Source organism: Lutimonas halocynthiae (assembly GCF_030409835.1).
Lineage (GTDB): Bacteria > Bacteroidota > Bacteroidia > Flavobacteriales > Flavobacteriaceae > Lutimonas > Lutimonas halocynthiae.
Map to the genome: position 1 here is coordinate 847,621 of NZ_JAUFQO010000004.1, position 12,551 is coordinate 860,171.

Genomic DNA, 12,551 nt, shown 5'->3' on the forward strand with positions numbered 1-12,551 from the left:
CGATTTGAAACTATATAAATTTACATATTTTTTAGGGGATAATTTGCATAGCTGGAACGAATTCAGGGAAAATCGTATAGATGTATTTGAATTTTGAATGCTTGTTGACGAGAAGTAAGGGATTGGAGAATGAAGATTGGAGATTGGAGATTGGAGATTGGAGATTTTTGATTTAAGAAGTAAACTCGCCAACAAAATTGTTGTTTAGATCGAAATCGGCCTTTTTGATTCCTGCCTGCCGGCAGGCAGGGATTGGAGATTGAAGATTGGAGATTTGAGATTTGAGATTTTTGAAGTGTTCTACCAAAAACAATTGTTATCGGAAGGCAGTCGACCTCTTTAAATTCTCGTTTTAGCTTCTGACTTATTTTAAAAGGGAAGAGGAGCAGCCGTCAAGTGAAACGACTCAGGCTGCGGCGGAGAAAATAAGGAGGAAAAGCTACAGAGAAATCGAAGATTCAGCGGAGCTAATTAAAAGCAGTCTTGATTTTTTCGTTCTTTTGCATCAAGGCAAAAGGACAAATAAAAAATATCTTACGAATTTTTGTTTTATTAAAACAAAAATTCACTCCACAACCCTCACACTCAAAATCCTCACATCCTTCACAGGTCTGTCAAAGATTCCCGTCTGAACGGAAGAAATAGAATCAATTACCTCAAGACCCTCAATCACCTCGCCATACACGGTATAATTCTGATCAAGATGCGGTGTACCACCAATGGTTTTATAAACTTCTCTTTGTGCTGCAGAAATACTGTAAGCAGGAAAATTGGTATAGTTCTGTGACATGCTATGAATGTGCTCACTATAAACCGCATATTTTTCCATATCCTCTTTGACCAAAGCCACTTGCATAGAATCAAGAAGTGCTTTGTTTTTTGGATCATTTTTAAAATAATACTCAGAAAGCCAGCTATTCACTCTGAACTGCGCCAGGTCAATAAGACTATCATTTAAGACTTTTCCCTCTACAATATAAAATTGGGTGCTGCTCGAGGCTCTTTCAATATTACCATCTCTGGCAGCTGCCAGTACACCCTTTTTATGAAACAAATTCGGATTAAATTCAGCAGGGATTTTATAGTCAAGCCCGCCATTACCCAAGGTATCACCAGGCTTGGCATATTTACTATCAGGATCTCCACCCTGTATCATAAAAGAATCGATCACCCTATGAAAAAGCACACTGTCATAAACGCCAGCCAGCGCCTGCTTTATAAAATTATCACGATGCAAAGGTGTTTCATTGTACAACTCAAGAACCATGGTTCCATGATCTGTAACCATTTCAATTTTTTTCCTCACCTCCACTTTTTGAACAGCAACTGTTGGTTTTTGATTACAGGCAAAAACAAGCAAAAAAACAACTAACACTAACGAGACCCTTACGACTAATTTCATATGATACGATTAATTTTAAACGCGCAAATATAATGAATTCAAAAACGAGAAGATTTAGATCTTGATTGGAGATTGGACCCTCCTGCCGACGAGGCAGGGATTGGAGATTGAAGATTGGAGATTGGAGATTGGAGATTTTAGAACACACCCCCAGCCCCTCTCAAGAGGGGAGTTGATCTCATCGTTGACCGCTGTCGCGACGCAAGCGACCTCTTTGAATTCTCGTTTTAGCTTCCGACTTATTTTAGTATGGAAGAGGAGCAGCCGCCAAGTGAAACGACTTCGGCTGTGGCAGAAAAAATAAGGAGGAAAAGCTACAGAGAAATCGAAGATTCAGCGAAGCTAATTAAAAGCAGTCTTGAATTTTTCGTTCTTTTGTTTCAAGACAAAAGAACAAAGAAGAATATTTCACGAATTTTTGTTCAAGTCAAAAAGATAAAAAATTGAAAAAAAAACCGCCTACTGCGCAGCAGAAAATGTTAATTCAAGGTTAAAATAGTACACATTTCGATTATAAATGCATATTTTAGTGATGAGAATCAATCATAACTTTGACCCATGTCATTGAAGATTGATTTCTACGACAGTAATTTTAGATAACTTAATCCCCTGAGTATGAAGAAAAATTACTTTACCCTTTTTTTATTGTTTACCCTTTTTTTCGTCTTGAACGCTTCTTCGCAAACCTATAGTTTAGATGACGGGATGGTTGGAAGAATCCCTATTACGTTTAAAGAAGGCTCGTTTGTCAAAATTCAAGACTCGACGTTGCTCCTCCAAATAAACGTTGTGGCCTTTCAACAATCAGTTAGTGAGTACAAAATTGTACAAGACGAAACTAAAAAACATGATGATCGAGAAATTAGAACTCTGCGCTTGTTAAGCACCAGCGATGAGAACATTAGAATCCATGGAACCATCGTAACAGGTGATTCAGTGCGCAATACCTTATCAGCCAACTACTATGATATGACTACCCAAATCACGACTCCGTATGTGATTTATATTGGGGACGAAAGTTATGTTAGGTTGCAACCGGTTGCCAGTGAGGGTTTTTGATTGAACATTTGAAATTTTTGAATGTAGAATCTCTAATGCCTACCTCGTCGGCGAGGCAGAGAATTAAGATTATATTTCTATTCATTTTTTTTACTCATCCCTCTTTTATTTGCATTAAGGAATTCGTGATGTGCTTCGCAGTTGCTTCTCCAAAAAAAACGAACCAAAAAAAAGGAGCCTTTTACGAGGTGTTTTTTAGGTTTTTCTATCGAACACCTAAAAACCGTTTGCAAAGCGCTAAATTTCTTCCAAGCCTGTCTGCCGACAGGCAGGGTTTCAGAAATTCTTTACGCGCTTTTTAACATACACTGACGTAAAAGCTTCGGTCCAAAGAATGATTTTAGTTGATAAAGAGCGGAAAAAGAAAAAAAATACTATTTCACAATCTCCAAAGGAGGATTAACCCACTCCCCTGAAAGTGCAGTTTCTTTAGGTCCATATAGGCGCATAACGCAGTAAAAAGGTCCGTCAGGTGCTGGTAGCCAATTAGGCTCCAATTCTTTACCAGGCGACTCTTTTTGGACATATAAGGTCAAGGAACCGTCTTCACCAAAAACAAAACTATCTAGTGAATTCGAGTTAAGTAAATACCTGTCTAATGAATTATCAATAAACAATTGGGTAGTGCCATCATACATGCTCAATGACCAGAACGCATTTACAGGAGGCAAAGCGTCTTTTTCAAAGGTCATGGTATATTTATTGCTTGCGGCATCAAAAGGAACACCTGAAGCATCTACTAAATAGGTCGGGTAAATGGCCTCTTCACCCGAATTACCATAAAGACCCATTAAGGCCGCTACAGCGCGCATTACATAAAAGTTATCCGAATTATAATTTTCTCTGGCACTTTTTGTCAAAAACGATCTTGTTCCAAAAATCTTAGCACTGGCTAAAGGGTCATGGGTAATGGCATTTTTAAAATCATCCATTTCTTGATACCCTGCAGCAACACCTTCTTCAATTGCTTTTTGTGTTGCAGCGTCAAAACGATTTATATCGAAACCTTCTTTTGTGCCAATCCCTAACTTCGCCATTCGGGCTCTGATTTCCGATTCAGAGGCAATTGGTTCGGTAAGATTGAGCATATAGTCTAAGTAAGGAAACATTGCGGTGGTCAGTTCATCACCATCCTGCCATGCAAGTACAGTTTCATTTCTTTCGGCAACTACAGGTGTTTTTCCTAAAAAACTACTTAGGCCCTGTACCTTATAGACGTCTTGAATTGTCTTCACATTATCAAGGTCGTCCTCACCCATTAACTGAGTGCGTACCACCACAAAAAACAGATCCGTTTCACAAGTAATAACCTCTGTAATACCTTCAGGTTTCTCACCTTCCCATCCTTGACTTACAACCATGTAATTCCCGGCCTTATTTCCGGTAGTTAGCGTACCTAAGTAAGCAAAATTGTGTGTAAACACATCAACCAGTTGAAAATGATAAAATCTATCAGGCTCCATTTCTGGAACTGAAATCACCCGTGGTTCATCCTTAATATCTACCCAGAACATACAATAAGGTGTGTCAGAATTAGGCGTTACAATAGTCTTGTCTTCAGGCGTAAACAAACGTGCTTCGCAAACTATTTGATTCATCTGGCCCTTATATTCTGCTGATTTATCATTCAAGACATAATTATACAAAGTCTTGTAATTCATCACAATAGGGAAGCCATATACATACGCTTCTTTGGCGATTTCTTTTGCTTCTTCAGGGCCCAATTGTTCTTTTGTTTCGCAGGCAGTAATTAGTAATCCAATAACTAGAATTCCAATTAGTTTCGAAAATAATGCGGTAGCCTTTTTCATAATATTGATATTATTTGTGAATATGATTTATTCTGATTTATTCATCATAAAACCTATAGCTCCGGCAACTCAATTACTATGCTTTTAATGCTGAAAATTACTTCATCTAAGTCTATACAAATATAAGAAGGTAATCGCCATTTTTAGCAAGTACCACCCGATTTTTAGTGATTAAAATACCCGTTAACGAGGAAGGGATTGGAGATTGGAGATTTAAGATTGGAGATTTGACCCGCCTGCCGGCGAGGCAGAGATTTGAGATTGAAGATTGAAGATTGGAGATTGGAGATTGGAGATTTTTGATTTAAGAAGTAAACTCGCCAACAAAATTGTTGTTTAGATCGAAATCGGCCTTTTTGATTTTTAGTCTTGCATCCTGATAATTTTAGCATGGCAGAAGCAATAGCCCTCGAGTGAAACGGCTAGGGCTATGGTGGCGTAAAAATTATCAGCTTGATGCACAGAAAAATGAAAACAGCCTTGATCTTTTCGTTCTTTTGCATCAAGGCAAAAGGACAAAGAACAATATCAAAAGATTTTTTTTGATTAAAACCTCTTAATTCCAGGTAATGTAAGATCAAAAAGCTAAAACACACCCCAGCCCCTTTCAAGAGGGGAATTCATCTGATCAAAACTTTATTAAAAAGAGCCTGAATAAATCGGCAAAACAACTCTGCTCCCTTTTTGAATCTTAATCACTAAAGGCGTATCTGCATCATTTATTGATTCACTGCTCACATCTTTTCCGGTACCGTAATTAATTTGTCCGGAAGCGTTTTTATTTCCGTTCACTACGATCATGATCTTGCTGTTTTTTGAAATTTTCTTACTCACAATTCTTGTATTGTCAAATAGTATGGTTGTTAGTGTATTGGGGGTCAATAGTTTTCTGTGCTCATTGCTCTCTGCATAACTTGCGCGTCCGATATAAAAACTCAGGTGAAAGTACTTGCCTTCAGCTGTCAATTCATACAGATTTACGCCGAAGTCAAAATCTTTCTTATTGATTTCTACTATTAATTCTCCAGAAAAGGAGCCGTTAAAAACCAGTTCTTCTGTAAAAGCATCACTTACAAAAACAAGGCCGTCATGTAGGTTGATACTGTCTTTGAGTATAGGCCAGGGATAATAATCGGTATTATTCATGGCTGTTCTGTCTGCCAGGTCCACTTCTATGCTCAGCGTTCCTTTGCCTGGCTTTTCAGGTTGCAAGGGATACTGACCTTCCGATAAAGTCATACCTAAATAGAAAGAGCGCGATTCATTTTTTAAGGCTTCTAGTGAAGGAGCATGCATCCAGCTATTGGCGCCCATCACCTGAACGTTCACCTTATCTTTGAGCAGCGCCGGTTTTTCTTTGCCTTTTAAGATAAAATCAAACCACTCATAGGCCAATCCTTCTCTGATATTCAATGCTGCCGCCTCATCAATTTCATAGCCATGTAAATACGCACTTGATGCAAATTGTGCCGTCCAATGATCATAGGGCCCCATGAGCAAGTAATGCTCCGCATTTGGATTGTATTTTAAATGTTCGGCATAGTAATACATAGCGCCTCGCTGCGAGTCATCATAATAACCTGTGATCGTGAGTATCGGGATGTTGATATGTGCAAACTCCTGCTGGTAAGGAATCATTCCTTGCCAATAGTCATCATAACTAGGATGGCTGATCCATTCCTGAAAAAGCGGTCTGGAGGTTCCTTCTATGCTATCCATTTTCTGAAAAGCTTTGCCAGATTCAAACCAGGTTTTTTCCAGCGTATTCCATCTGTCACGATCAAAATTCGCGGCTTTGTCTAAGAACTTATTGCTGGTCACATAGGGTATCCACTTATAAGGGAAATTATAGAAAATATTATTCTCTATGGGGTAATCAATGCCGGGCGCAATCGATACCATGGGAATGATAGTTTTTAAAGCGGGGTGTACCTTTTCTTTCATTGAGGCCCATTGGGCAAAACCATCATAACTGCCACCATACATACCAATGCTTTCGTTGTTCCAGCTTTGTTTGCTGACCCAATCGATTACTGCATAAACGTCCTTATATTCATGTTTTAGCGGATCAATGACACTAGCACTAAGTCGCTTTCCTCTGGCTGTTGCTACCACACCTGCATACCCTTTTGAAGCAGCTAATAGGGCATGCCTTTTATTGGATGATTCGGCATACATGGTAAACAACACGACCGCGGGCAGCGGTCCTGTATCTCTCTTGCGAGCTGTAATTACAGTGAGTTCTGCGCCATCTCTTGGCGATACGATGAGCTGCTCGTTGATGACATATCGGTTATTTTCATCCTGTTCTATGACCTCAAAAACAAGAGGTTCGGTCTGGATATTTACATGGTATAAAAAATAAGATTTTAAAAGCGTCAAGGCCTGATCAGCACCGATGGAACTGCCTGTAATCTTGCCGTATTCAGCCTCAAAAGCATTGGTGAATTGGGCCACGGCATCATAGGTCGTGAAAACAATAGTCGCCGAATAGGCCTGTTCATCATTACAATTTTCCAGATACGCTTTAAAAACTGATCGATAAGCTTCGTTAAACGTAACTGCAGATTCCAATTGCGTAATTTTCGCTTTTGAAAACAATTCATAGGGCATATAACCCGGATGCCCATGATTCAAATCTGAATCTTCTCTCAGCGATTGGATCGTCTTGATAGAAGCCTCATAATCACCAGCCAGAATTTCAATCATATAACGATTAAAGGCTTCTATTTCCTGGTCTCCTGTCTGACTTCGCTGCAAATAGTCTGAGGCAAGATCTTGCATTTCCAAGGCCACCACTACTGTGTCTGTCAAGGCTGCTTTTTCGATTTTTAGCTCTTGACCTACAGCAGTCAGGTTAATTAATGCAATAATTAATAGCTCGAATAATTTCTTCATGTGTTTTTTTATTGTCCGGTTTTATAATCATAAAGCTCAAACACATATGAACCATAACCGTCATCTTGTACATGTTTGATATTCATTTTTAAAGCTGGCGCATACCAGTAAGTTTCATTTATTTCAGAACTTCCTCCTATTGAATTGGTAATGGTCCCTCTATGTACAATTTCATAAGCCATAAATCTTCCAGCAAGCACAGCCTCTGCTCCATATGACACTACCTCAACGTCTTGACTTGTTTTCATAGGAGTACCTTCAGAGTTTTTCCAGTCACTCTCGTGTTTCCACTTTTTACCTACTTTTAGAGGCCATTTGCGAAAAGGAGTGCTGCTTTTTTCTTGGTTTAAAGTACTTGAAACCATAACGGTGTCATTACCATTCCAAAATCCCAAAGTCCCCTTAAATTCTACTACCTCTAGTATATCTTTGCCTTCCCATCTGATTTTCCCTTCAGCGACGCTTTTCTCTAACCATGTCCATTTTTCGCCTATGCGATACTCATCTAAGGTGGGTTCTGAGGTTACATGTTCTGAAGTTGCAGGTTCAGCAGATGTCGATTCAGAAATTGTATTATGAGGTTCCTTCTTGCAGGCAGTGAATGCCATGATTACTATTAAAACTAAGATCGTGTAATTTTTCATGTTATAATAAGTTTAAAATTTTTCAGAGTTACCTCGGAAAGTTATGATTAATAAAAATGATTTTTTTAATGTATTTTTCCATTATCAAGCTTTTTTAAAGCTTAATTCAAGATATTATTTCAATAAAACTTCAATTGATTATTCTAATTCTAATTTGCGAATCATCTCTTTCGCATTCTCATTTGCACTGTCTAATGCTAAAGACTTTTTATAATGCTGCATCGCATTTTCTATATCACCCTTAAGCATATATACTTCTCCTAAACTGTCAAAGGCATTTGCAGAACCTGGGTAATTTGTGGTGTTCAGTGTAAAAAATACCAGGGCCTTCTCATAATTCTCTTTTCTCAGATGTTCATAGCCAATAGTATTGATGTCATTTTCAGGAGGCAAGAAGGCCCCATTGTAATTCGTTTTATAGTACGCTTCAATCTCTTCAATAGAACTGCCACTCATATTTTTCATTCTAAGCCCCTTGTAAATGAACTGCATCCCATGATACAAACTCATCAATGCTACCGTCCAGTGATTTTCTTCTTTAAAATATTCGAGTTCAATATTTGTTGGAGCGATTCCTTTGTTTTTTAAAGTCGTATTGAATAATTCATGCGCGTTAATATTTGCTTTGAACACCCCTGGAATTCTATCAAAATTCTCAAACTTATCAGCCGTAGACACATAGATTCTCTTATTTTTTATTTGCTCAAGATCAGTGCTGCTTATTTGCTTGACAACATATTGGTCATCCCACCAAAAGCTTGGATCCATTGAAACAAAACCATTAAATGAAGATGCTTTTGAAAGATAAGATGAGCCTACCAACAAGCCTCCATGAGAAATCCCTACCAGCATTTTAAAAGAATTGCTTCTGTAATTTGCTTCGACTTCGGGTACTAATTCTTCTTCAATAAATTTTAAAAATGCAGCACTTCCGCCACTCGTTTTCTGGTTTTCTACAGCACTAGATCCATTTAGGTTGGTCAAATAATTGGTCGGTGTAAAATCTCTTACCCTGTCTACATTTGTGATCGCGATAATGATCATTTCAGGTATTTGACCCCCTTGAACCATCTGTTTCAGAATGCCAGAATGAGAATGGTAAGTAACCTCTCCGTCTAACAAAACCAAGATGGGATATTCTTTTGAACTTGTCTCATAAGATTCAGGAAGTTCAAGAAAATATGTTCGCGCTTCATTTAAAACTTTAGATTGAATTGTATGGCTTGTTCCTATTTCAAATGTGCCGCTTTTTTGTGCAACAGCCTGTAACTGAAACAAGGTAAAAAACACAAGGAGTACTTTTGATATGTGATTGATTCTTTTCATTTTTTTAATTATAAACTGTTCCAATTTTTAAATTTGGCTGATTGTCGGCTTGACACCTCCAAAGATTCTCCGCTTGTTAAAGTGATTTGCAACTTGCCATTAAAATGGGGATGAATTTCTTTAATGTACTGCGTATTGATGATCTGACTCCTGTTGATTCTAAAGAATACAGTGGGATCCAGCTTATCTGCCAACAGGTTTAAGGAACGCTTGATCATTGCTTTGTCTTCTCCAAAAAACAAGCGGGCATAATTGTCCATAGATTGAATGAGCCTGATATCCGTTAAGGGAATAAAAAAACATTTTTCTCCGTCCTTTATAAAGATTTTGTGATGCATCGGCAATGCATCTCGCTTTGCTTCTCTTTTAGCAAAAGTTGCCTTCACCTTTTCAATGCTTACAGCAAAACGTTCATCCCGCAAAGGTTTTACCAGGTAATCAATGGCGTTAACTTCAAAAGCTTTTACAGCATATTGATCATAGGCAGTGGTAAATACCACTTCAGGAACTATCGTTAGTTCTTCTAATAAATCAAAGCCCGATTTTTCTGGCATATGGATGTCTAAAAAAATCAAATCCGGACGTTCTTTATCTATCAAAACAATAGCCTCGTCTACATTGGCCGCTTCTCCCAAGACAACAAATTCAGGATAGGCAGACAGGGCTCTTTTCACTTCTTCCCGCGCTAAGCGCTCATCATCTATAATAATCGTTTTGTAGGTATTCATTTTTTGCGAATTGGAATGATTAAGGTGGCTGTTACCTTGTCTTCAGCCTCATTTTTCAAGGTAAAACTGGCTTCACCATTGTATTGTAATAACAATCTTTTTGTTAGGTTTTTTATCCCGATACCTGTTTTGGCACCATGATCAACTATTTGTCCGGGGTTCTGCACTACAATAATCAACTGACCGTCTTTTTCAACAATCGATAGCATAATGCTTCCACCTTGAATCCGCTTATCAATGCCGTGCTTAATCGCATTCTCTACCAAAAGCTGTATGCTTAAGGGTGGAATCATGTATCCTTCTAAAGCCTCATCCATGGTGATCAGCATATTCAAACGCTCTTCAAACCTTACCTTTTCTAGTTCAACATAGTCTTTTACCAAGCCTAATTCATTTTTAATACTTATAAACGAAGCATCTTTTTCATAAAGCGACGAGCGCAGGATGTCAGATAATAAATCTATGGCCCTTCTGGCTGTTTTGGGATTTTCTATAACCAATGACTTAATAGAGTTGAGTGAATTAAACAAAAAATGAGGATTCAATTGCTCCGACAAATTGTCTAACTCAGCCTGTTTTGCGATGATTGAAAGCTCAGCGTTTTGCTGGGCCGTTTCTATTTCTTTCTGATAATAATGGTATAAATGATAAGCCAAAATCCAAATAGACATCAAACGCAATCCAGTAATTAAAACAGGATCCCAATACTTCAGCGATTCCAATAAATCAACCTCTTTGTCTCCGAAAATAGTCCAGTAGGAATACCATTTTAAATCGACAATCTCCATATATAATACTGCTAAAAGAATAATAGAAGGCACAATTCTTACAAACAATTGACGCAGACTAAGCGTGTTCCATTTAAACTTTAAAGCAAAGAATCTATAGCCATGGGTCAATACGATTCCGATGGCAATGTCAAGTACATAATTGAGAAATGTAAAAAAATACCCGTAACCATCTCTATTATAAACAACATAGGCCCAGTAAATGGAGACCGTTCCCCATCCTAAAAGTTGGCATTTCCAATAAAGGGAAATTGACTTGGTATTTAATATTTTTTCTATTCTATCCATTGATGCCACAAAGAAAAGGTAAACTAGCCAATCTAAAAAGAGAAAGTACAGGAGCGCAGGTTTTTGGTGGTGAATGTGAAGGAAAGGGGTAAATTCCTGCCTGCCGGCGAGGAAGGGATTGGACCCGCCTGCCGGCGAGGCAGGGATTGGAGATTTGAGATTTTTGAAGGGTTCTTCTAAACTAGAATCATTCTTTGGACCGCAACGCTGCGCGCCAGCAATAATGAACGAAGCTTTTATGATTGGAGATTGTACCCGCCTGCCGGCGAGGCAGGGATTGGAGATTGGAGATTGAAGATTTGAGATTTTTGATTTAAGAAGTAAACTCGCCAACAAGATTGTTGTTTAGATACAAATCGGCCTTTTTTATTTTTCGTCTTGTATCCTGATAATTTAAGGGAGGCCGAAGCAATAGCCCTCGAGTGAAACGGCTAGGGCTATGGCGGCGTAAAAATTATCAGCTTGATGCACAGAAAAATAAAAACAGCCTTGAATTTTTCGTTCTTTTGTTTCAAGACAAAAGGACAAATAAAAATATTTAAAAAATAGCTTCACTTAAAGCAAGAAAAACACACCCCCGACCCCTCTCAAGAGGGGAGTTCATCCTTAATACCGGCAAAAAAAAAGAAAAATTGCTCCAAATCAACACCAACATTGACTCACGTCATTGCATAAAAACAGCAATTTTTCTAGCTTTAGGTTTTAATCTTAATAGACATACAAATGGAAAAAATATTATATGCTACAGATTTTTCTAAGAATGCTGAAAAGGCTTTTCATTTTGCGTTGAAAATTGCAGAAAAGCATCGTGCTGAATTGATCATGCTACACGTGTTTGACATTCCACCCATTTGGGGTGATCCTCAAATGAATTATCCGGTTGAACTGACAAAGGAAGCTAGCAAAAGTTGGAAACGAACCTTGAAGGAATTATCCGAACAATTTATTTCTGATATAAAACCAACCTTTTTGGCCATTGAAAATACCTCTGTTGTCAAAGGCATTCTTTCAGTCATCACAAAACACAAGCCCGATTTGGTTATTACAGGTACCAAAGGAAAAAGTTTATTAAAGGAAATCTTTATTGGCAGCACAACCAAGGCACTGGTAAAACAATCACCTGTTCCTGTTTTGGCAATTCCTACAGTTGCCGATTACAGAGATATCGATAATGTGCTCTATGCTTCTGACTTTCGGGAAGTTGATCTTGAGGCCATTAGGCAGTTGATCGAATTTGTTAAGCCTTATAAACCTGAGATCAAGCTCGTACATGTCAGCTCCGAAACTGAGTACAATGCTAATCAAAAAATGGAATGGTTTAAAGATCTTGTAAAAGATAACATCTCGTATAAGAATATTTCATTTGAGCTTTTGCATTCTGACAGAATTTTTGAAAGATTATGCAACTACGTGCAAAATCATAACCTTGATATGATCGTAATGCTCGAAAAAGAACGCGATGGAATTATTGAGAAACTGTTTCATGAAGACCTTGTCTGTAAAATGGAGGTACACACCTCAATTCCAATATTGAGCTATAATGAGCATTATTTGCGCGCCAGTATTGATCAGGATATTAAAAAGGAAGATACCGTTGATCATTGATG

The 12,551-nt window shown here is 38.1% G+C and carries 9 protein-coding genes; 2 read left to right on the plus strand and 7 right to left on the minus strand.

The genetic code is table 11. From position 1 onward, the window contains the following. Positions 1 to 565: 565 nt before the first annotated feature. Positions 566 to 1,402 carry a peptidylprolyl isomerase gene (locus QWY87_RS09520; RefSeq protein WP_290290598.1) on the minus strand — a complete coding sequence of 279 codons (837 nt, stop codon included), beginning with the start codon at positions 1,400 to 1,402 and terminating at the stop codon, positions 566 to 568. A 666-nt stretch (positions 1,403 to 2,068) separates the two neighbouring features. Between QWY87_RS09520 and QWY87_RS09525 the strand changes: the two genes are divergently transcribed. After that, positions 2,069 to 2,461, plus strand: a complete 393-nt coding sequence (locus QWY87_RS09525; protein ID WP_290290600.1) for a hypothetical protein — start codon at positions 2,069 to 2,071, stop codon at positions 2,459 to 2,461. Between the two features lie 374 nt (positions 2,462 to 2,835). Here QWY87_RS09525 and QWY87_RS09530 read toward each other — a convergent pair whose 3' ends face one another. The 6 genes from QWY87_RS09530 to QWY87_RS09555 form a co-directional block, all read right to left on the minus strand. Then, entirely contained in the window at positions 2,836 to 4,272 is a 1,437-nt protein-coding gene (locus QWY87_RS09530; RefSeq protein ID WP_290290601.1) for a DUF1254 domain-containing protein, read from the minus strand. A 639-nt stretch (positions 4,273 to 4,911) separates the two neighbouring features. Continuing rightward, positions 4,912 to 7,170: a CocE/NonD family hydrolase gene (locus tag QWY87_RS09535; protein ID WP_290290603.1), complete on the minus strand. Its 2,259-nt coding sequence runs from the start codon at positions 7,168 to 7,170 to the stop codon at positions 4,912 to 4,914. A gap of 8 nt (positions 7,171 to 7,178) precedes the next feature. Then, positions 7,179 to 7,814: a hypothetical protein gene (locus tag QWY87_RS09540; RefSeq protein WP_290290604.1), complete on the minus strand. Its 636-nt coding sequence runs from the start codon at positions 7,812 to 7,814 to the stop codon at positions 7,179 to 7,181. Positions 7,815 to 7,952: 138 nt separating this feature from the next. Further along, a complete protein-coding gene (locus QWY87_RS09545; RefSeq protein WP_290290606.1) occupies positions 7,953 to 9,140 on the minus strand; it encodes an alpha/beta hydrolase-fold protein in 1,188 nt (395 codons plus the stop codon). An 8-nt stretch (positions 9,141 to 9,148) separates the two neighbouring features. Then, complete coding sequence (locus QWY87_RS09550) at positions 9,149 to 9,868, minus strand: LytR/AlgR family response regulator transcription factor (protein ID WP_290290608.1); 720 nt, start codon at positions 9,866 to 9,868, stop codon at positions 9,149 to 9,151. Beyond that, on the minus strand, positions 9,865 to 10,944 hold the full coding sequence (locus QWY87_RS09555) for a sensor histidine kinase (protein ID WP_290290610.1): 1,080 nt from the start codon (positions 10,942 to 10,944) through the stop codon (positions 9,865 to 9,867). The genes QWY87_RS09550 and QWY87_RS09555 overlap by 4 nt, the downstream gene beginning before the upstream one ends. 723 nt (positions 10,945 to 11,667) lie before the next feature. Between QWY87_RS09555 and QWY87_RS09560 the strand changes: the two genes are divergently transcribed. After that, positions 11,668 to 12,549 (plus strand): universal stress protein, encoded by an 882-nt coding sequence (locus QWY87_RS09560; RefSeq protein WP_290290611.1) that lies wholly within the window; start codon positions 11,668 to 11,670, stop codon positions 12,547 to 12,549. Positions 12,550 to 12,551: the final 2 nt, after the last annotated feature.

Bases quoted from the DNA above. Each gene is read 5' to 3' on its own strand.
- QWY87_RS09520 (WP_290290598.1), bottom strand. From the start codon at position 1,402: ATGAAATTAGTCGTAAGGGTCTCGTTAGTGTTAGTTGTTTTTTTGCTT.
- QWY87_RS09530 (WP_290290601.1), bottom strand. From the start codon at position 4,272: ATGAAAAAGGCTACCGCATTATTTTCGAAACTAATTGGAATTCTAGTT.
- QWY87_RS09535 (WP_290290603.1), bottom strand. From the start codon at position 7,170: ATGAAGAAATTATTCGAGCTATTAATTATTGCATTAATTAACCTGACT.
- QWY87_RS09540 (WP_290290604.1), bottom strand. From the start codon at position 7,814: ATGAAAAATTACACGATCTTAGTTTTAATAGTAATCATGGCATTCACT.
- QWY87_RS09545 (WP_290290606.1), bottom strand. From the start codon at position 9,140: ATGAAAAGAATCAATCACATATCAAAAGTACTCCTTGTGTTTTTTACC.
- QWY87_RS09550 (WP_290290608.1), bottom strand. From the start codon at position 9,868: ATGAATACCTACAAAACGATTATTATAGATGATGAGCGCTTAGCGCGG.
- QWY87_RS09555 (WP_290290610.1), bottom strand. From the start codon at position 10,944: ATGGATAGAATAGAAAAAATATTAAATACCAAGTCAATTTCCCTTTAT.
- QWY87_RS09560 (WP_290290611.1), top strand. From the start codon at position 11,668: ATGGAAAAAATATTATATGCTACAGATTTTTCTAAGAATGCTGAAAAG.